The organism is Streptomyces sp. NPDC037273, assembly GCF_055603625.1.
In genome coordinates, this window is sequence record NZ_JBVJVO010000006.1 from 279,321 (window position 1) to 299,867 (window position 20,547).

Genomic DNA, 20,547 nt, shown 5'->3' on the forward strand with positions numbered 1-20,547 from the left:
GCGCCGCCCCCCCCCCCCCCCCCCCCCCCCCCCCCCCCCCCTCCGCCCCCCCCCCCCCCCCCCCCCCCCCCCCCCCCCCCCCCCCGCCCTGAGCGGACTCGGTGGGGCCTGAGGCGTCAGCCCTGCTCGTCGTTCTTGCGGTCCATGACCCGTCCCTCGCCGGGAGCCAGGGTCGAGAGGATCCGCTCCAGGTCGTCCATCGAGGCGAACTCGACGACGATCTTGCCCTTCTTCTGCCCCAGGTCCACCTTCACCCGGGTCTCGAAGCGGTCCGAGAGCCGAGAGGCGAGGTCCGTGAGCGCGGGCGACACCCGGGTCCCCGCTCGGGGACCCTTCGGCTTGACCGGGGAGCCCGGCTCCGAGCCCATCAGCGTGACGATCTCCTCGACGGAACGCACCGAGAGTCCCTCGGCCACGATCCGGTACGCCAGCTTGTCCTGGGCCTCCGGGTCCTCGACGCCCAGCAGGGCGCGGGCGTGACCGGCGGAGATCACTCCGGCGGCGACACGGCTCTGGACCGGCGGCGAGAGACGCAGCAGCCGGAGCGTGTTGGAGACCTGCGGACGCGAGCGTCCGATCCGGTCGGCCAGCTGGTCATGGGTGCAGTTGAAGTCCTTGAGCAGCTGGTCGTAGGCCGCGGCCTCTTCCAGCGGGTTCAGCTGAGCCCGGTGCAGGTTCTCCAGGAGGGCGTCCAGGAGCAGCTTCTCGTCGTCGGTGTGCCGCACGATGGCCGGGATGCGATCCAGACCGGCCTCACGGCAGGCCCGCCAGCGCCGCTCGCCCATGATGAGCTCGTAGCGCTCGGTCCCCACCTGGCGGACGACCACGGGCTGGAGAAGACCGACCTCCTTGATGGAGGCGATCAGCTCTGCCAGGGCGTCCTCGTCGAAGACCTCACGGGGCTGACGCGGGTTCGGCGTGATGGCGTCGAGCGGCAGCTCCGCGAAGTGCGCGCCGGCCGGAGCCGCCGGGGCGGCCACCACCTCGGGCTCGCTCCACGACACCACCGAGTCCGGGGACTGGGGGCTCTGGGGGAGCGTCGCCAGCTTCGCGGCGGCCACGCCGCGGTCGCCGGTCAGGACCGGGACGGCACCGGGAGAGGTCGCGCCCGCCCCGACACCGGTCGCCGGCACCTGCCGCTCCTGGGGAGCCGAGGGGATCAGCGAACCGAGTCCTCGCCCCAATCCCCTACGTCGCTCGCTCACTGAATCCCCTCCGACATGCTGCGCTGGTTGTTCTGGTGCCCCAGCTGGGCGTGGCCCACCTGGGCATGCCCTCCATGGGCGTGCTGGGGGTCGTAGTGCACGGTGGCCCCCCGCAGGGCGATCTCACGGGCCGCTTCGAGGTACGACAGGGCGCCGCTGGAGCCCGGGTCGTAGGTGAGGACCGTCTGGCCGTAGCTCGGCGCCTCGGAGATGCGGACGGACCTCGGAATGCTGGTCCGCAGCACCTCCTCGCTGAAGTGGGTGCGCACCTCGTCGGCGACCTGGGAGGCGAGCCTCGTCCTGCCGTCGTACATGGTGAGCAGGATGGTCGAGACGTGCAGCCCCGGGTTCAGGTGCCCCCGGACCAGGTCGACGTTCCGCAGGAGCTGCCCGAGCCCCTCCAGCGCGTAGTACTCGCACTGGATCGGGATCAGCACCTCGGCGCCGGCCACCATGGCGTTGACCGTGAGCAGGCCGAGCGAGGGCGGGCAGTCGATCAGGATGTAGTCGAGCGGCTGCTCATAGGCCTGGATGGCCCGCTGCAGCCGGCTCTCACGGGCCACCAGCGACACCAGCTCGATCTCCGCACCGGCGAGATCGATGGTGGCGGGGGCGCAGAAGAGGCCTTCCACTTCCAGGACCGGCTGCACCACTTCGGAGAGCGGCCTGCTGTCGACCAGCACGTCGTAGATCGAGGGGACCTCGGCGTGATGGTCGATGCCGAGCGCCGTGGACGCGTTGCCCTGCGGGTCCAGGTCGATGACCAGGACCCGGGCCCCGTGCAGGGCGAGGGAGGCGGCAAGGTTGACCGTCGTGGTCGTCTTGCCCACGCCGCCCTTCTGATTGGCGACCACCATCACGCGCGTCTGGGCCGGTCGGGGAAGTCCCTCACCGGCACGACCCAGGGCCTCTACTGCCAGCTGGGCAGCACGACCAATGGGGGTGTCGTCCATCGGGGGCGGTGTTTCACGTGAAACATCCTCCCCCACCGATTCGGTTCGGGGACCGGGGACCGGATCGGTCATCGGTCCCGCGATGTTGGCGTCGGACCGCAAGGATTCACTCTCCTCGGCTTCAGGCTCGCGATGAGCAGAGCCTGCCATGCTTTCGGGGTCGTGAACCAGCGAGGTCGGTGGTTCTGTGGGTGAATCCACCTCTGTGGACAACTCCGTAACCCTCGCGAGTGGCTTTACGCGGGGGCTGCGGCCCCGGGGCGTGGCAGCCGCGCGGCCGCGGCTGATGATCCCCTGCAGCAGTGAGCGACGTTTCACGTGAAACACCATGCCTCTGCTGCCCGGCCAGGACCGCTCGACACTCCGAAATGGTGCGTATGCGACGCTCAGCGGCGTCGGCGGGTCTTGCTCGTACGGGCGGCCTTGGCCCGCTTCGCCGCGAAGCGCACCCCGCCCGGGCTCTCGCCGACCTCCACACGGACGACGGTGGTCAGCGGATCGACGATCCCCTCACCGACCTGGAGCACCGAGGTCTCCACCACACCGAGCCGGGAGAGCGCGGCGCGGGCACCGTTGATCTCCTCCTCGGCGGTGTCGCCCTTGAGCGCCAGCATCTCGCCGTAGGGGCGCAGCAGGGGAACGCCCCAGCCGGCGAGCCGGTCGAGGGGAGCCACCGCACGGGCGGTCACCACGTGAACCGGCGTGATCTTGCCGAGCATCTCCTCGGCGCGACCCCGGACCACGGTCACATGGTCGAGGCCGAGCAGCTCGACGACCTCCTGGAGGAAGTTCGTCCGGCGAAGGAGCGGCTCCAGGAGCGTGATCTTCAGATCGCGCCGGACCAGGGCCAGCGGGATACCGGGAAGACCGGCGCCCGAGCCCACATCGCAGACGGTGACGCCCTCGGGAACGGCCTCCGCGAGGACGGCACAGTTCAGCAGGTGGCGTTCCCAGAGTCGCGGGACCTCGCGCGGGCCGATCAGGCCACGCTTCACACCCGCGTCCGCGAGGAGCTCCGCGTACCGCACGGCCTCCGGGAAGTACTCACCGAAGACTGTCCGCGCCTGCTCCGGCGCCTCGGGGAGCTCCGCTGCCTCCGTCACGGGAACCGTCCTTCCGTACCGCACGCTTCACGTGCGAGCGCACTGTGATGGCTGACTATCAGGCTGACAAAGATCGGCCCCGCCTGCGAACAGGCGGGGCCGACACTACGTGAGGGGTCAGGCGGGGAGCACGACGACGAAGCGCTGCGGCTCCTCGCCCTCGGACTCGCTGCGCAGACCGGCGGCGGCGATCGCGTCGTGCACGACCTTGCGCTCGAACGGGGTCATCGGGTCGAGCTTGACCGGCTGGCCCGTCGACTTCACCTCGTCCGCCGCCTTGGCGCCCAGCTCAGCGAGCTCGGCGCGCTTCTTGGCCCGGAAGCCGGCGATGTCGAGCATCAGACGGCTGCGGTCACCGGTCTCCCGGTGCACGGCCAGACGCGTCAGCTCCTGGAGAGCCTCCAGAACCTCACCGTCGCGGCCCACCAGCTTCTGCAGCTCGCGGCCGCCGGCGTCGCTGATGATCGAGACCGCGGCGCGGTCCGCCTCGACGTCCATGTCGATGTCGCCGTCCAGATCGGCGATGTCGAGCAGGCCCTCGAGGTAGTCGGCCGCGATCTCACCCTCCTGCTCCAGGCGGGTCAGGGTGTCGCCACCCTCGGCGGCGGCGGAGGTGGTGCCTTCCGTCACGGATGGACTCCTTCTTGCTTCGGGGCGGCTTACTTCTTGGAGGACGGGTGCTTGGGCCGCTGCTGGCCCTTGCGCTGGCCGGACTTGCCCTGACGGGTTCCTCCGGAGTTGGCACGGCTCGGACGTGCGGGCTTGTCGCCCTGAGCCGCGTCCTTGGCCTCGCCCTTCGCACCGGCGTCGGCCGCGTCCTGGGGCTTCTTCTCGAGCGAGGTGATCGCCTCTTCGGCGGCCGGCTCGGAGGCCTCTTCCGTGTCCTTGGTCAGGCTCTGCGGGGCGGCGGCCTGGCGCTGGGACTTGGTCTGGCGCTTGGGCTGCTGACGCTTGGCGGCGGCACCGCCCTCGGCCTCGGCCACGATCGTGTCGCTCTTGATCACGCTGCCGTCGGCCTGGGCCGCGAAGCCGGCCTTGGAGAGGCCCGCGAAGAAGCGGCGCTCGTTCTCGTTGCGGTCGCTGCCCTTGGCGACGATCACCTTGACGATGTTCTTCCGCCGGCGGCCCTTGACCTCACCGCTGTGCGTGACGCTCTTCAGGAGCCGCTGGAGGTAGGCGTCCTGGGCCTTGCTGCCCGGGGTGGGGTTCTGGTTGATCACGTACATCTGCTGGCCCATGGTCCACACGTTGGTGGTCAGCCAGTAGACGAGGACACCGACGGGGAAGTTGATGCCCATGACGGCGAAGATCACCGGGAAGATGTACATGAGCATCTTCTGCTGCTGCATGTACGGGGTCTTCACCGAGAGGTCGACGTTCTTCATCATCAGCTGGCGCTGGGTGAAGAACTGCGAGGCCGACATCATGACGATCATGACCGCGGTGACAATGCGGACCGAGGTCAGCGAGGCGTCGAGAGCGGCAACCTCGGCGGCGGAGTCCGTGAACTTCGACGCCAGCGGGGCACCGAAGATGTGGGCCTGACGGGCGCTGGCGAGCAGCGGGCCGTCGATGACACCGATCTCCTTGCCCGAGGCGATCGCCGAGAGCACGTGGTACAGCGCGAAGAAGAACGGCGACTGCGCCAGGATGGGAAGGCACGAGGAGAGCGGGTTCGTACCCGTCTCCTTGTACAGCTTCATCATCTCTTCGGACTGACGCTGCTTGTCGCTCTTGTAGCGCTCCTGGATCGCCTTCATCTTCGGCTGGAGCGCCTGCATGTTCCGCGTCGACTTGATCTGCTTGACGAACAGCGGGATCAGACAGATGCGGATCAGCACCACGAGAGACACGATGGACAGGCCCCAGGCCCAGCCCGTGTCAGGGCCGAAGATCGCCCCGTACACCTTGTGGAACTGGACGATGACCCAGGAAACGGGCCAGGTGATGAAGCTGAACAGACTGGCAATCGTGTCCACTAATCAGGCTCCTTGAGCATTGGGCGAGGTCTCGGCGGCCGGGCTCGTCTCGGCGGTGGACCCGCCCTTGTCGCCGCGCAACGCGTTCCTCAGCATTTCGTGCCAGCGGGGGCGCTTACGCGGGGGGACATGGTCCACACCGCCGGGCGACCACGGGTTGCACCGCAGGATTCGCCAGGCGGTCAGGGCCGTGCCCTTGATCGCGCCATGCCGGTCGATGGCCGTGAATCCGTAGTGGGAACACGACGGGTAGTACCGGCAGACGGGCCCGAGAAGCGGGCTGATCGTCCACTGGTACAGCTTGATGAGAGCCAGCAGCGGGTACTTCATCGCGTGCCCCCTCCCAGCAGCCGCTGAAGAGCGGCGTCCAGGTCTCGGGCCAGCTGTGCGTGGTCGGCGTCGCCGGCTCCGGGCAACGCCCGTACGACCACCAGGCTACCGGGGGGCAGCTCGGCGAGCCGGTCGCGAACGAGGTGGCGCAGGCGACGCTTCACCTTGTTGCGTACGACCGCAACGCCTACGGCCTTGCTCACGACGAAACCCGCACGCGACGGGGGAGCGCTCTCCCCAGGCGCGTGCGGGTTCGTTGCACCGCTGTGTAGGTGGACGACGAGGAGCGGGCGACCGGCCCGGCGACCTCGGCGTACCGCGGTTGCGAAGTCCTCGCGCCGCCTCAGCCGATTCTCGGTAGGCAGCACGTCATGACCTGTTTAAGCGGATCAGGCGGACAGCGCCGAGCGACCCTTGGAACGGCGGTTCGCAAGGATGGCGCGACCGGCACGCGTACGCATGCGCAGGCGGAAGCCGTGGGTCTTGGCGCGACGACGGTTGTTCGGCTGGAAGGTGCGCTTGCTCACTCGGGGGCTCCAGAAATGATTCGTAGATGGCGGGACATCGCCTGGCTGTCACCGTGCGCCCACGAGTAGCTCGCAATACGCCCGAGTGCACCGCTACACGATCACTGACCGTGATCTTTGCCCATCGGAGGCAGGCGGCAGCAGCCATCGACAACTCGACCTGGTTACGGTACGCGCGGCTACGCCATCCGGTCAAACCGACCTGTCGCCACCCCCCATTGTGCACAGGCTGTGGACAACAACTTGAACCACGTCAGGCGGCCCGACTACCGTGGACGGTCTCCACAATCTTTTGCCGTTCTGTCCCACCTGTCCTCAACGGACCCGTCCTCACGGACTTCGACCCACTGTCCCCGAGAACCACACCATCGTGGGACCTGCGAGAAAGCGTGCCCTGTGGCTGACGTACCTGCCGATCTTGCCGCAGTGTGGCCACGGGTCCTCGAGCATCTCCTCGCCGAGGGCCAGCAGGGGATCGAGTCCAAGGACAAGCAGTGGATCGAGCGCTGCCAGCCGCTCGCCCTGGTCGCGGACACGGCCCTGCTCGCGGTGCCCAACGAATGGGGCAAGCGCGTCCTCGAAGGCCGGCTGGCGCCGCTGATCAGCGAGACGCTCAGCCGTGAATGCGGCCGGCCGATCCGGATCGCGATCACCGTCGACGACTCGGTCGGCGAGCCGACCCCGCCCGCACCCGCGCCGCAGCAGCCCCAGCAGCCGCGCTACGACGAGCGCCCGCAGCCCGACGCGTACGAGAAGTACGACGGCTACGGTCACCGGCCGATGCCCGACGACGGGCTGCCCACCGCGCGTCCCGCCTACCCCGACTACGGACAGCAGCGGCCCGACCCCGGCGCCTGGCCGCGCACCCAGGAGGACCTCTCCTGGCAGCAGCCGCGGCTCGGCGGCTACCAGGAGCGCGCTCCGTACACCGGCCCCGACCAGTCGCGGCAGACCCGCTACGACGAGCCGGCCCGGGGCTACGAGCCGCAGCGGCCCGAGCGCGCCGAGCTGCCCGAGCCGCCGAGCCACGGCGCGCGTCCCGGTCCCCGGCCGGGCGGCGGTCCCGTCCCCGGCCCCGGGGGCGGTGGCCACGGCGTCTCCTCTTCCTCCGGCCAGGGCGCCGGCGCTCCGGGCGAGCAGCACGCGCGGCTGAACCCCAAGTACCTCTTCGACACCTTCGTCATCGGTTCCTCGAACCGGTTCGCGCACGCGGCCGCGGTCGCGGTGGCCGAGGCGCCGGCGAAGGCGTACAACCCGCTCTTCATCTACGGGGAGTCGGGTCTCGGCAAGACCCACCTGCTGCACGCGATCGGGCACTACGCGCGGAGCCTCTACCCGGGCACGCGCGTGCGGTACGTGAGCTCGGAGGAGTTCACCAACGAGTTCATCAACTCGATCCGCGACGGCAAGGGCGACGCGTTCCGCAAGCGCTACCGCGATGTGGACATCCTGCTCGTCGACGACATCCAGTTCCTCGCGAGCAAGGAGTCGACGCAGGAGGAGTTCTTCCACACCTTCAATACGCTGCACAACGCGAACAAGCAGATCGTGCTCTCCTCCGACCGGCCGCCCAAGCAGCTGGTGACGCTGGAGGACCGGCTCCGCAACCGCTTCGAGTGGGGACTCACCACCGACGTGCAGCCGCCGGAGCTGGAGACGCGCATCGCGATCCTCCGCAAGAAGGCGGTGCAGGAGCAGCTCAACGCCCCGCCGGAGGTGCTCGAGTTCATCGCCTCCCGGATCTCGCGGAACATCCGTGAGCTGGAGGGTGCGCTGATCCGGGTGACGGCCTTCGCGAGCCTCAACCGGCAGCCGGTGGACCTGGGGCTCACCGAGATCGTCCTCAAGGACCTGATCCCCGGCGGCGAGGACAGCTCGCCGGAGATCACCGCGCCCGCCATCATGGCGGCCACCGCCGACTACTTCGGTCTGACGGTGGAGGACCTCTGCGGATCCTCGCGCAGCCGCGTCCTGGTGACGGCCCGGCAGATCGCCATGTACCTGTGCCGCGAGCTCACGGACCTGTCGCTGCCGAAGATCGGCGCGCAGTTCGGTGGCCGCGACCACACGACGGTGATGCACGCGGACCGCAAGATCCGTGCCCTGATGGCGGAGCGGCGCTCCATCTACAACCAGGTCACCGAGCTCACCAACCGCATCAAGAACGGCTGAGACAGGGCCGTCACGGCCTCAGAAGGGCGCTCCAGGACACCTCCTGGGGCGCCCTTCGTCGTCTCGCGCTCGTACAGAGCCGCGCTGTGCACAGCTGTGTACGAGCGCGGGCTGTTCGATTACTCCGTTCCGGTGGCGGGTTCTCCACAGATTGGGGGATGATCTCCCGTCCACAGGGTGGGGACTGTTGAGTTATCCGGATCGTGTCCACAGGCAGAGCTGTTGACAGATCATCACCCCAGGTCAGACCCCTGTGGAATTGTTGGCAAACGATCTCCACAGCCTGTGGATGAATCTTCTGTCCACAGGGGCGCTCCGAGGTTGTCCACTGCCCGCCCACAGGGAGCGGTCGGTTGCCCACAGCTTCTCCACACCGCTGTCCACTGTTCGGCAACAAAACACCCCCGCTCACCGGGCCGAGTGAAAGCGGTCACACCGAAGGAGACGTTTGGGCTGTGGGGAACCTGGGGAAAGCTGGGGACAGCGCTGGGGAGAACTCCCCCTGGTCTGTGCATGGGGTGTGCAGAACTTTCCGGTGTCCACAGAAACCCCTGGTTTTCCACGGGTTCCACCCACAGGGTCGGTGGACAAAAAACTGGGCCTGACCTGCGGAAACGACGTTATCCACGGTTTCCACAGGCCCTACTACTACTCCCACTTAGAGTTAGCTAGGAATCCGTTTCGAAGTTGGCCCTGTGCACAACTCGGCGCCGGAGCTCCGACGCGCCCTCGTCGCGATTTGACCCAGGAGCAGCGACGAGTGTCGGCGGCGTACGTCAGACTGGTTCCCGCAGTCGACGAAGAGCCAGCAACAAGCAGGAGGCGGTTCCGGTGAAGATCCGGGTGGAGCGCGACGTACTCGCCGAGGCGGTGGCCTGGGTGGCCCGCAGCCTCCCGGCCCGTCCGCCGGCGCCCGTTCTCGCGGGCCTTCTGCTGAAGGCCGAGGACGGCGCCCTGAGCTTCTCCAGCTTCGACTACGAGGTCTCGGCCCGGGTCTCCGTCGAGGCGGAGGTCGAGGAGGACGGCACCGTCCTCGTCTCCGGCCGGCTGCTCGCCGACATCTGCCGCGCCCTCCCCAACCGTCCGGTGGAGATCTCCACAGACGGTGTACGGGCGACCGTCGTCTGCGGCTCCTCCCGCTTCACCCTCCACACCCTGCCTGTGGAGGAGTACCCGGCGCTGCCGGAGATGCCCACCGCGACCGGCACCGTCCCCGGCGAGGTCTTCGCCTCCGCCGCCGCCCAGGTGGCCATCGCCGCCGGCCGTGACGACACGCTGCCCGTCCTCACCGGTGTGCGCATCGAGATCGAGGGCGACACGGTCACCCTGGCCTCCACCGACCGCTACCGCTTCGCGGTCCGCGAGTTCCTGTGGAAGCCGGAGTCCCCGGACGCCTCCGCGGTCGCCCTGGTGCCCGCGAAGACCCTCCTGGACACCGCCAAGGCGCTCACCAGCGGTGACACGGTCACCCTCGCGCTCTCCGGCTCCGGCAAGGGCGAGGGCCTCATCGGCTTCGAGGGCGCGGGCCGCCGCACCACCACCCGGCTCCTGGAGGGCGACCTCCCGAAGTACCGGACGCTCTTCCCCACCGAGTTCAACTCGGTCGCGGTGATCGAGACCGCCCCCTTCGTCGAGGCCGTCAAGCGTGTGGCCCTGGTGGCCGAGCGCAACACCCCGGTCCGGCTGAGCTTCGAGCAGGGCGTGCTGATCCTGGAGGCCGGTTCCAGCGACGACGCACAGGCTGTGGAGCGTGTGGACGCGCAGCTGGAGGGCGACGACATCTCGATCGCCTTCAACCCGACCTTCCTGCTCGACGGCCTGAGCGCCATCGACTCGCCGGTCGCCCAGCTCTCCTTCACGACCTCCACGAAGCCGGCGCTGCTGAGCGGCAAGCCCGCGCTCGACGCCGAGGCGGACGAGGCCTACAAGTACCTGATCATGCCGGTGCGGCTCTCCGGCTGAGCCGGTCGGTTCGTGCCGGGGGTCCGGGGGTCGTCCCCCGGGAAGGCGCGGTATGCCGGTGCGGCTCTCCGGCTGATCGAGGGCAGCGGGGGCATCGCCTGAGCGGCTGACCCCACAGGTGTGCGCCGGGGTCCGGGCGTAGGCTCGGACCCGGGTAAACCGCACACGACGCTTAAGGAATCTCTGATGGAGCTCGGTCTCGTCGGTCTCGGCAAGATGGGCGGCAACATGCGTGAGCGCATCCGCCGCGCAGGCCACACCGTCATCGGATACGACCGCAACCCGGACCTCGCCGATGTCCACAGCCTCGAGGAGCTTGTGGGCAAGCTCAAGGGTCCGCGCGTCGTGTGGGTCATGGTCCCGGCCGGTGCCGCGACCCAGTCCACCATCGACGAGCTGGCCGAACTGCTCTCCCCCGGCGACATCGTCGTGGACGGCGGAAACTCGCGCTGGACCGATGACGAGAAGCACGCCGAGGAGCTCGCCGCCAAGGGCATCGGCTTCGTCGACTGCGGCGTCTCCGGCGGCGTCTGGGGCCTGGAGAACGGCTACGCGCTGATGTACGGCGGTTCCGCCGAGGACGTGGCGAAGGTCCAGCCGATCTTCGACGCGCTCAAGCCCGAGGGCGAGTTCGGCTCGGTCCACGCGGGCAAGGTCGGCGCCGGCCACTTCGCGAAGATGGTCCACAACGGCATCGAGTACGCGATGATGCAGGCCTACGCCGAGGGCTGGGAGCTCCTGGAGAAGGTCGACTCCGTCACCGACGTGCGCGAGGTCTTCCGCTCCTGGCAGGAGGGCACGGTCATCCGTTCCTGGCTGCTCGACCTCGCGGTGAACGCGCTGGACGAGGACGAGCACCTGGACAAGCTGCGCGGCTACGCGTCGGACTCCGGCGAGGGCCGGTGGACGGTCGAGGCCGCCATCGACAACGCCGTCCCGCTGCCGGCGATCACCGCGTCGCTGTTCGCGCGGTTCGCCTCGCGTCAGGACGACTCCCCGCAGATGAAGATGATCGCCGCGCTGCGCAACCAGTTCGGCGGCCACGCGGTCGAGACGAAGAAGTAATCCACAGGCTGTGCACCCCGCGGTGCACAGCCGCCGGGGGAAGAAGGTCGGCGCCCACCATGCACGTCACGCATCTCTCGCTGGCCGACTTCCGCTCGTACGCCCGGGTCGAGGTTCCGCTCGACCCGGGCGTCACCGCTTTCGTGGGCGCGAACGGCCAGGGCAAGACCAACCTCGTCGAGGCCGTCGGCTATCTGGCCACCCTCGGCAGCCATCGCGTCGCCTCCGACGCCCCGCTCGTCCGGATGGGGGCGGACCGCGCGGTCATCCGGGCCGCCGTCACGCAGGGCGAGCGCTCCCAGCTGATCGAGCTCGAACTGAACCCGGGCCGCGCCAACCGGGCCCGTATCAACAGGTCCTCGCAGGTCAGACCCCGTGACGTGCTCGGCATCGTACGGACGGTGCTGTTCGCCCCCGAGGACCTGGCGCTGATCAAGGGCGACCCCGGCGAGCGCCGGCGCTTCCTCGACGAGCTGATCACGGCGCGCGCGCCGCGCATGGCGGGCGTGCGCTCCGACTACGAGCGCGTGCTCAAGCAGCGCAACACGCTCCTCAAGTCGGCGGCGATGGCCAGGCGGCACGGCGGCCGCGGCATGGACCTGTCGACCCTCGACGTCTGGGACCAGCACCTGGCCCGGGCGGGCGCCGAGCTGCTCGCCCAGCGCCTCGACCTCATCGGCGTACTGCAGCCGCTCGCCGACAAGGCGTACGAGCAGCTGGCGCCCGGCGGCGGGCCGGTCCTGCTGGAGTACCGGCCGTCCGCGCCGGGCGGCGGGCACACCCGCGAGGAGCTGTACGAGCAGCTGATCGCCGCCCTGGCAGAGGTCCGCAAGCAGGAGATCGAGCGGGGCGTCACGCTCGTCGGACCGCACCGCGACGAGCTGCTGCTCAAGCTCGGCGACCTGCCCGCCAAGGGGTACGCGAGCCACGGCGAGTCCTGGTCGTACGCGCTGGCGCTGCGGCTGGCCTCGTACGACCTGCTGCGGTCCGAGGGCAACGAGCCGGTGCTCGTCCTCGACGACGTCTTCGCCGAGCTGGACGCGCGGCGGCGCGAGCGGCTCGCGGAGCTGGTGGCGCCGGGCGAGCAGGTGCTCGTCACGGCGGCGGTGGACGACGACGTGCCGGGCGTGCTCGCGGGCACGCGGTACGCCGTGGCCGGCGGGGTGGTGGAACGCGTATGACCGAGCAGAACTCCCCACAGCCTGTGGACAGGCCCGCGGTGCCCGAGCCGTCGGGTGTGGATCTCGCGCGGGTCGCGCTGCGCGCCGCCAAGGAGCAGGCGAAGGCGCGGGGCGCGGCGGCGGCGCAGAAGAAGCAGGCCCGGCGCGGGGGCGGGCTGCGCTCCGGCGCGCGCGCCGACGGGCGTGACCCGATGGCGCTGGGCGCGGCGATCAACCGGCTGATCACCGAGCGCGGCTGGGAGACGCCGGCGGCGGTGGGCGGGGTCATGGGCCGGTGGCCGCAGATCGTCGGCGACGACCTGGCGAACCACTGCGTGCCGGTGAGGTTCGACGACGAGCCGGACGCGCGGGTGCTGACGGTGCAGTGCGACTCGACGGCCTGGGCGACGCAGCTGCGGCTCCTCGCGCCGCGGCTGGTGGCCCGGCTCAACGAGGACCTGGGGCACGGGACCGTGCGGATGATCAAGGTCCTGGGGCCGGGCGGGGCGTCGCGGAAGTCCTACGGGCCGCTGCGGGCGCCGGGGAGCGTCGGGCCCGGGGACACCTACGGGTAGTCAGGTGCCGATCGCCCGGAGGGAGCGGCGACGGGTTGCCCACGGGGTGCTACGGCTCGAAGCGCTGGGTGGCCGTCAGGGGCCTCTGAAGCCCCTGTGTGGATATGGGGAGTCGTCTCGGTGCCGCGCAGGGCGGCACATGCGGACTCAGGTACCGGCAAACCCCCATGAGTGTCAGTGGTACCGGTAGACTGGAGAGTAATCCCGCCACCCTGCGGAACAAGTCGAACGACGCAGCCGCTCCCGTATGCCCGGAGAACGGCCTGTGCTGTGCCAGAAAGGGCGCTTCGTGGCCGATTCCGGCGACCCCAACGAGAACAACCAGTACACCGCCAGCAACATCCAGGTCCTCGAAGGCCTGGATGCCGTGCGCAAGCGCCCTGGCATGTACATCGGCTCGACCGGTGAGCGCGGCCTGCACCACATGGTGCAGGAGGTCGTCGACAACTCCGTCGACGAGGCCCTGGCCGGGCACGCGGACACCATCGACGTGACGATCCTGGCCGACGGCGCGGTACGCGTCGTCGACAACGGCCGAGGCATCCCGGTGGGCATCGTGGCCTCCGAGGGCAAGCCGGCCGTCGAGGTCGTGCTGACCGTGCTGCACGCGGGCGGCAAGTTCGGCGGCGGCGGCTACGCCGTCTCCGGCGGTCTGCACGGTGTCGGTGTGTCCGTCGTGAACGCCCTGTCCACCAAGGTCTCCGTCGAGATCAAGACGGACGGCCACCGCTGGACGCAGGACTACAAGATGGGCGCCCCGACGGCCCCCCTCGCCCAGCACGAGGAGACGTCGGAGACCGGCACGTCGGTGACCTTCTGGGCCGACCCGGACATCTTCGAGACGACCGAGTACTCCTTCGAGACGCTCTCGCGCCGCTTCCAGGAGATGGCCTTCCTCAACAAGGGCCTGACGATCACGCTCACCGACGAGCGCGAGTCCGCGAAGGCCACGGTCGGCGCCGACGACCCGGACGCCGAGGCGACCGCCGAGCCGAGCGCGCGCACGGTGAAGTACCACTACGAGGGCGGCATCGTCGACTTCGTGAAGTACCTCAACTCGCGCAAGGGCGAGCTGATCCACCCCACCGTGATCGACCTCGACGCCGAGGACAAGGACAAGAGCCTGTCCCTCGAGGTCGCGATGCAGTGGAACAGCGGCTACAGCGAGGGCGTGTACTCCTTCGCCAACATCATCCACACCCACGAGGGCGGCACGCACGAAGAGGGCTTCCGCGCCGCGCTGACCTCGCTGATCAACAAGTACGCGCGCGACAAGAAGCTGCTCCGGGAGAAGGACGACAACCTCACGGGTGACGACATCCGCGAGGGCCTGACGGCCATCATCTCGGTCAAGCTGAGCGAGCCGCAGTTCGAGGGCCAGACCAAGACCAAGCTGGGCAACACGGAGGTCAAGACCTTCGTGCAGAAGGCGGTCTACGAGCACCTCAACGACTGGCTCGACCGCAACCCGAACGAGGCCGCGGACATCATCCGCAAGTCGATCCAGGCCGCCACCGCGCGCGTGGCCGCGCGCAAGGCGCGCGACCTGACCCGCCGCAAGGGTCTCCTGGAGTCGGCCTCGCTGCCGGGCAAGCTGTCCGACTGCCAGTCGAACGACCCGGCCAAGTGCGAGATCTTCATCGTCGAGGGTGACTCCGCCGGCGGCTCGGCCAAGTCCGGCCGCAACCCGATGTACCAGGCCATCCTGCCGATCCGAGGCAAGATCCTGAACGTCGAGAAGGCCCGCGTCGACAAGATCCTGCAGAACACCGAGGTCCAGGCGCTGATCTCCGCCTTCGGCACCGGTGTGCACGAGGACTTCGACATCGAGAAGCTCCGCTATCACAAGATCATCCTGATGGCGGACGCCGACGTCGACGGCCAGCACATCAACACCCTGCTGCTGACCTTCCTCTTCCGCTTCATGCGTCCGCTGGTCGAGGCCGGTCACGTCTACCTCTCGCGCCCGCCGCTCTACAAGATCAAGTGGGGTCGGGACGACTTCGAGTACGCGTACTCGGACCGCGAGCGCGACGCCCTGGTCGAGCTGGGCAAGCAGAACGGCAAGCGGATCAAGGAAGACTCGATCCAGCGCTTCAAGGGCCTCGGCGAGATGAACGCCGAGGAGCTGCGCGTCACCACGATGGACGTCGAGCACCGCGTTCTCGGCCAGGTCACCCTGGACGACGCGGCCCAGGCCGACGACCTGTTCTCGGTGCTGATGGGCGAGGACGTCGAGGCACGGCGCTCGTTCATCCAGCGCAACGCCAAGGACGTTCGCTTCCTCGACATCTGAGTCGGTCTCAGCTGACCGTACGAAAGGACTGACGACCAGCAATGGCCGACGAAAACACTTCCGGCACCACCGAAGAGCAGGAGCCCGTGCTCCGGATCGAGCCCGTCGGGCTCGAGACCGAGATGCAGCGCTCGTACCTCGACTACGCGATGTCCGTCATCGTGTCCCGCGCGCTGCCCGACGTCCGGGACGGCCTCAAGCCCGTCCACCGGCGCGTGCTGTACGCGATGTACGACGGCGGCTACCGGCCCGAGAAGGGCTTCTACAAGTGCGCCCGCGTCGTCGGTGACGTCATGGGTACGTACCACCCGCACGGCGACTCCTCGATCTACGACGCGCTCGTCCGCCTCGCCCAGCCCTGGTCGATGCGCATGCCGCTCGTCGACTCCAACGGCAACTTCGGTTCCCCGGGCAACGACCCGGCCGCCGCCATGCGGTACACCGAGTGCAAGCTCATGACGCTGTCGATGGAGATGCTCCGGGACATCGACGAGGAGACCGTCGACTTCCAGGACAACTACGACGGCCGCAACCAGGAGCCGACGGTCCTGCCGTCCCGCTTCCCGAACCTGCTGATCAACGGCTCCGCCGGTATCGCCGTCGGCATGGCCACCAACATCCCGCCGCACAACCTCCGCGAGGTCGCGGACGGCGCGCAGTGGTACCTGGCCCACCCCGAGGCGTCCCACGAGGAGCTCCTCGACGCGCTCATCGAGCGCATCAAGGGCCCCGACTTCCCGACCGGCGCGCTCGTCGTCGGCCGCAAGGGCATCGAGGAGGCGTACCGCACCGGCCGCGGCTCCATCACGATGCGCGCGGTCGTCGAGGTCGAGGAGATCCAGAACCGCCAGTGCCTGGTGGTCACGGAGCTTCCGTACCAGACCAACCCGGACAACCTCGCGCAGAAGATCGCCGACCTCGTCAAGGACGGCAAGATCGGCGGCATCGCCGACGTCCGCGACGAGACCTCGTCCCGCACCGGCCAGCGCCTCGTCATCGTGCTCAAGCGCGACGCCGTCGCCAAGGTCGTCCTCAACAACCTGTACAAGCACACCGACCTCCAGACGAACTTCGGCGCCAACATGCTGGCGCTCGTCGACGGCGTGCCGCGCACGCTCTCGCTCGACGCGTTCATCCGCCACTGGGTGACGCACCAGATCGAGGTCATCGTCCGCCGGACGAAGTTCCGGCTGCGCAAGGCCGAGGAGCGCGCCCACATCCTGCGCGGCCTCCTCAAGGCCCTCGACGCGATCGACGAGGTCATCGCCCTCATCCGCCGCAGCGAGACCGTCGACGTCGCCCGCACCGGTCTGATGGGCCTGCTGGCGATCGACGAGATCCAGGCCAACGCGATCCTGGAGATGCAGCTCCGTCGCCTGGCGGCCCTGGAGCGCCAGAAGATCATCGCCGAGCACGACGAGCTCCAGGCGAAGATCAACGAGTACAACGCGATCCTGGCCTCCCCCGAGCGCCAGCGCACGATCGTCAGCGAGGAGCTGGCCGCGCTCGTCGAGAAGTTCGGCGACGACCGCCGGTCCAAGCTCGTGCCCTTCGACGGTGACATGTCCATCGAGGACCTGATCGCCGAGGAGGACATCGTCGTCACCATCACGCGTGGCGGCTACGTGAAGCGGACGAAGACCGAGGACTACCGCTCGCAGAAGCGCGGCGGCAAGGGCGTGCGCGGGGCGAAGCTGAAGCAGGACGACATCGTCGACCACTTCTTCGTCTCCACCACCCACCACTGGCTGCTCTTCTTCACCAACAAGGGCCGGGTCTACCGCGTCAAGGCGTACGAGCTCCCCGACGCCGGCCGGGACGCCCGCGGCCAGCACGTGGCCAACCTGCTGGCCTTCCAGCCGGACGAGCAGATCGCCCAGATCCTCGCGATCCGCGACTACGACGCCGCGCCCTACCTGGTGCTCGCCACCAAGGCCGGCCTGGTCAAGAAGACCGCGCTGAAGGACTACGACTCGCCCCGCTCGGGCGGCGTCATCGCCATCAACCTGCGTGAGCGGGAGGACGGCAGCGACGACGAGCTGATCGGCGCCGAGCTGGTCTCCTCCGAGGACGACCTGCTGCTGGTGAGCAAGAAGGCGCAGTCGATCCGCTTCACCGCCACGGACGACGCGCTGCGCCCGATGGGACGTGCCACGTCGGGCGTCAAGGGGATGAGTTTCCGCGAGGACGACGAACTGCTCTCGATGAATGTCGTCCGGCCCGGTACGTTCGTCTTCACCGCGACCGACGGCGGGTACGCGAAGCGCACCCCCGTCGACGAGTACCGCGTCCAGGGCCGTGGCGGCCTCGGTATCAAGGCCGCCAAGATCGTGGAGGACCGCGGCTCGCTCGTGGGCGCGCTGGTGGTCGAGGAGACCGACGAGATCCTCGCCATCACGCTGTCCGGCGGTGTGATTCGTACGCGAGTCAACGAAGTCAGGGAGACCGGCCGTGACACCATGGGCGTCCAGCTGATCAACCTGGGCAAGCGCGATGCCGTCGTCGGCATCGCACGGAACGCCGAGGCCGGTGGCGACGACGAGGACGCCGAGGACGACGCCGATGGCGCCGTCGAGGCGACCGAGGCGGCGGCCGGTGTCGAGGCAGTCGAGGCAGTCGAGGGCACCGAGTCCTCGGCCGGGGAGCACGAGGAGTAAGAGCGTGAGTGGAGCCACGGGCGCCGGATCGGCGGCCGCCGGAGCTTCTGCTGGTGCTGGAGCGAACGGCGCCCGTGGCTCCGCCACGGACTCCCAGGGGGTTGCGGTGACGGACACTCGGGGGCAGCAGCCCTCGTCGTACGAGACGTACAACGGGCCGCTGCCCGGCGAGCGCGCGGGAGCGCAGCAGCCGGGTGGTCCGTACCACCCTCCGCAGGCGTACGGCGCTTCGGCGCCGGGCGGCCGGCCGGGCGGTACGCAGGGCGGCCAGACCGGTGCCGTGCGCCGGCCGCGTACGGGGGCGCGCACCACGCCCCGTACGCGCAAGGCGCGGCTGCGGGTGGCCAAGGCCGATCCGTGGTCGGTGATGAAGGTGAGCTTCCTGCTCTCCATCGCGCTGGGCATCTGCACGATCGTGGCCGCGGCGGTGCTGTGGATGGTCATGGACGCCATGGGCGTCTTCTCCACGGTCGGCGGCACGATCAGCGAGGCCACGGGCTCCAACGAGTCCAACGGCTTCGACCTGCAGTCCTTCCTGTCGCTGCCGAGGGTGCTGATGTTCACCTCGGTCATCGCCGTGATCGACGTGGTCCTGATGACCGCCCTGGCGACGCTGGGCGCGTTCATCTACAACCTGTCGGCCGGGTTCGTGGGCGGTGTCGAGCTGACGCTGGCCGAGGACGAGTAGGGCGCGGGGGGCCGTCCGGGCATACGGATTTTGGGACTGGCCCCCACGTGCGCTAATGTTCAGGAGTCAGCGCGCGGGACACACACCGCAAAGCGCGGCGGGGCTATAGCTCAGTTGGTTAGAGCGCATCCCTGATAAGGATGAGGCCACAGGTTCAAATCCTGTTAGCCCCACAGTGAAGATCGACCCGGACGGTTCATCCGTCCGGGTCGATTTGTTTCTCCGGGGCCGGTTGAAGGTTTGAAGCCCGTACAGGTCACCGATCGGTATCGGTCGATGTGTAGAGTGGGCGTCAGAAGTCTCCTACGTCAACGAAAGACGAGGTCGCGCGGTGAAGAAGCTTCTCCTGGTCGCACTGGCCGCCATCGGCGGGCTCCTCGTGTACCGCCAGATCCAGGCGGATCGCGCCGAGCAGGATCTGTGGACGGAGGCGACCGACTCCGTGCCCGCAGGTTCGGGTGTCTGAGACGAAGACCGTCTGTGGGTGAAGCCCCGGCCGCGCGTGAGCGGGCCGGGGCTTTGCTTTGCCTGAGCAATGTGATCACTTGCTTGAGTGAAGAGAAGGAGCTCGTGTGAAGACGCAGGCCGGCTTCGGCCGGAGGGCGGGGGCCCTGCTCACGGCGGCCGCCGCGGTGGGTGCCGTGGCCGCACTGCCCGGCGGGGCGCAGGCGGCCGAAGGGGCCGCGCTCCCGCCGTACACCTTCGACAGCACCGCCCAGCGCGTCCAGGGGGCCGCCTCCAGCTCGGACGCGGTACAGCTGAAGTCCGGCGGGACCTACCGCAGCACCCTCAAGAAGGGCGGCAAGGTCTACTACCGGGTCGACCTCGACGACAAGCGGAACGCGTACGTCTCCGTCGTCGCCGTCCCCAGGACGGGCGGCAAGGTCGAGTACGGCGACGGCTTCCGGGTCAGCATGCAGGACGGCACCGGCACCGAGTGCGGCTACCAGCAGGTCAGCTTCTCGTCCGCCGACTACCCGCGCCCCCTCGCCGGCTACGCGCGGCGCGTCGTCGACCCGGACAGCTCCAGCTGCCAGAAGGCCGGCGCCTTCTACGTGCTCGTCGAGCGGGAGTCCAAGGCCACGTCCTCCCCGGACGACTGGGAACTGGAGATCCGGCACCTGTCCGAGCCGCTCCTCAAGAAGGCCGGCCCGACCGCGCTCCCGTCCGCCTGGCCCTCCGGCACGCCCGCGCCTCCCACCGGCGGCCCCAAGCCCCGCCAGGGCGGCTCCGGCGTCCATGACGCCGTCTCCCTGGCCCAGGGCGAGTGGCGGTCCGACATCCGGCCCGGCCAGACGCTCTTCTACCGCGTGCCGGTCGACTGGGGCCAGCAGCTGTACGCCACCGCCGAGCTCGGCAGCAGCGCCGCCGCCGACGAGTACGTGGGCAGCGCCCTCGCGCTCTCCCTGGAGAACCCGGCGCTCGGGCACGTCGACGAGAACACCGGCAGCTACGACGGGAAGCCCGCGACGGTCGCCCTCGGCCCGCTGCGGCCCGTCGCCCACGAGAACCGCACCTCGTACGAGGAGGCCACCAGCGGGATGCGCTTCGCCGGCTGGTACTACCTGGCGGCCACGCTCAGCCCGGAGATCGCCAAGGAGTACGGGGACAAGGCGGTTCCGCTGACGCTGCGGATCAACCTCACGGGCACCAGGAAGCCCGAGCCCGGGTACGACGGCGACCCCGGGCCGTTCGCCGTGACCGACGGCGACCGGGACGCCGCCGAAAGCGGCGCGAGCGGCGCGAGCGGGGTGCTCGCCGCCGAACGGAGCGACTCCATGAAGGTCGTCGCGGCCGCCGGCATCGGCAGCGGAACGGTCCTGCTGCTCGGCCTGGGCGCGTGGACGCTGCTGGCCCGGAGGCGGGCGGCCTAGA

Annotated in this window: 18 protein-coding genes and 1 tRNA gene; 11 read left to right on the forward strand and 8 right to left on the reverse strand. The window is 69.3% G+C overall.

Annotated elements, in window-relative coordinates:
• Positions 1-116: 116 nt before the first annotated feature.
• The 8 genes from ACZ7G1_RS18805 to rpmH form a co-directional block, all read right to left on the reverse strand.
• The gene (locus ACZ7G1_RS18805; protein WP_470874128.1) at positions 117-1,205 is read right to left on the reverse strand and encodes a ParB/RepB/Spo0J family partition protein; all 1,089 of its coding nucleotides are present in this window, start codon (positions 1,203-1,205) and stop codon (positions 117-119) included.
• Entirely contained in the window at positions 1,202-2,308 is a 1,107-nt protein-coding gene (locus ACZ7G1_RS18810; RefSeq protein WP_470874130.1) for a ParA family protein, read from the reverse strand. Before ACZ7G1_RS18810 ends, ACZ7G1_RS18805 begins: the two co-directional genes overlap by 4 nt.
• A gap of 236 nt (positions 2,309-2,544) precedes the next feature.
• Positions 2,545-3,261 carry a 16S rRNA (guanine(527)-N(7))-methyltransferase RsmG gene (gene rsmG, locus ACZ7G1_RS18815; protein WP_376483790.1) on the reverse strand — a complete coding sequence of 239 codons (717 nt, stop codon included), beginning with the start codon at positions 3,259-3,261 and terminating at the stop codon, positions 2,545-2,547.
• A gap of 117 nt (positions 3,262-3,378) precedes the next feature.
• Positions 3,379-3,891, reverse strand: coding sequence for a Jag family protein (locus ACZ7G1_RS18820; protein ID WP_470874133.1), 513 nt, complete (start codon positions 3,889-3,891; stop codon positions 3,379-3,381).
• Positions 3,892-3,920: 29 nt separating this feature from the next.
• Complete coding sequence (gene yidC / locus ACZ7G1_RS18825) at positions 3,921-5,240, reverse strand: membrane protein insertase YidC (RefSeq protein ID WP_470874135.1); 1,320 nt, start codon at positions 5,238-5,240, stop codon at positions 3,921-3,923.
• 3 nt (positions 5,241-5,243) lie between these two features.
• A complete protein-coding gene (yidD, locus tag ACZ7G1_RS18830; RefSeq protein ID WP_015034858.1) occupies positions 5,244-5,570 on the reverse strand; it encodes a membrane protein insertion efficiency factor YidD in 327 nt (108 codons plus the stop codon).
• Positions 5,567-5,938 carry a ribonuclease P protein component gene (rnpA, locus tag ACZ7G1_RS18835; RefSeq protein ID WP_470874137.1) on the reverse strand — a complete coding sequence of 124 codons (372 nt, stop codon included), beginning with the start codon at positions 5,936-5,938 and terminating at the stop codon, positions 5,567-5,569. The genes yidD and rnpA overlap by 4 nt, the downstream gene beginning before the upstream one ends.
• A 21-nt stretch (positions 5,939-5,959) precedes the next feature.
• Complete coding sequence (gene rpmH, locus ACZ7G1_RS18840) at positions 5,960-6,097, reverse strand: 50S ribosomal protein L34 (protein ID WP_007265229.1); 138 nt, start codon at positions 6,095-6,097, stop codon at positions 5,960-5,962.
• 396 nt (positions 6,098-6,493) lie between these two features.
• On the opposite strand from rpmH, the gene dnaA reads away from it, so the two are divergent.
• The 11 genes from dnaA (at position 6,494) to ACZ7G1_RS18895 (ending at position 20,546) form a co-directional block, all read left to right on the forward strand.
• Positions 6,494-8,269, forward strand: coding sequence for a chromosomal replication initiator protein DnaA (dnaA, locus tag ACZ7G1_RS18845; protein ID WP_470874139.1), 1,776 nt, complete (start codon positions 6,494-6,496; stop codon positions 8,267-8,269).
• Between the two features lie 831 nt (positions 8,270-9,100).
• Positions 9,101-10,231 carry a DNA polymerase III subunit beta gene (gene dnaN / locus ACZ7G1_RS18850; protein ID WP_015034855.1) on the forward strand — a complete coding sequence of 377 codons (1,131 nt, stop codon included), beginning with the start codon at positions 9,101-9,103 and terminating at the stop codon, positions 10,229-10,231.
• A 186-nt stretch (positions 10,232-10,417) separates the two neighbouring features.
• Entirely contained in the window at positions 10,418-11,296 is an 879-nt protein-coding gene (gene gnd / locus ACZ7G1_RS18855; protein ID WP_056565173.1) for a phosphogluconate dehydrogenase (NAD(+)-dependent, decarboxylating), read from the forward strand.
• Positions 11,297-11,355: 59 nt separating this feature from the next.
• Positions 11,356-12,477: a DNA replication/repair protein RecF gene (recF, locus tag ACZ7G1_RS18860; protein ID WP_470874142.1), complete on the forward strand. Its 1,122-nt coding sequence runs from the start codon at positions 11,356-11,358 to the stop codon at positions 12,475-12,477.
• Positions 12,474-13,031 (forward strand): DciA family protein, encoded by a 558-nt coding sequence (locus ACZ7G1_RS18865; RefSeq protein WP_470874144.1) that lies wholly within the window; start codon positions 12,474-12,476, stop codon positions 13,029-13,031. The genes recF and ACZ7G1_RS18865 overlap by 4 nt, the downstream gene beginning before the upstream one ends.
• Positions 13,032-13,296: 265 nt before the next feature.
• A complete protein-coding gene (gyrB, locus tag ACZ7G1_RS18870; protein WP_470874146.1) occupies positions 13,297-15,327 on the forward strand; it encodes a DNA topoisomerase (ATP-hydrolyzing) subunit B in 2,031 nt (676 codons plus the stop codon).
• A gap of 41 nt (positions 15,328-15,368) precedes the next feature.
• Positions 15,369-17,984 carry a DNA gyrase subunit A gene (gyrA, locus tag ACZ7G1_RS18875; protein ID WP_470874148.1) on the forward strand — a complete coding sequence of 872 codons (2,616 nt, stop codon included), beginning with the start codon at positions 15,369-15,371 and terminating at the stop codon, positions 17,982-17,984.
• A 106-nt stretch (positions 17,985-18,090) separates the two neighbouring features.
• Positions 18,091-18,672, forward strand: coding sequence for a DUF3566 domain-containing protein (locus ACZ7G1_RS18880; protein ID WP_470874150.1), 582 nt, complete (start codon positions 18,091-18,093; stop codon positions 18,670-18,672).
• A 99-nt stretch (positions 18,673-18,771) separates the two neighbouring features.
• Positions 18,772-18,845: transfer RNA gene (locus ACZ7G1_RS18885), tRNA-Ile, on the forward strand.
• A 158-nt stretch (positions 18,846-19,003) separates the two neighbouring features.
• Complete coding sequence (locus ACZ7G1_RS18890; protein WP_003958712.1) at positions 19,004-19,138, forward strand: DLW-39 family protein; 135 nt, start codon at positions 19,004-19,006, stop codon at positions 19,136-19,138.
• A gap of 106 nt (positions 19,139-19,244) precedes the next feature.
• On the forward strand, positions 19,245-20,546 hold the full coding sequence (locus ACZ7G1_RS18895; protein ID WP_470874152.1) for a hypothetical protein: 1,302 nt from the start codon (positions 19,245-19,247) through the stop codon (positions 20,544-20,546).
• The last annotated feature ends 1 nt before the right edge of the window (position 20,547 follow it).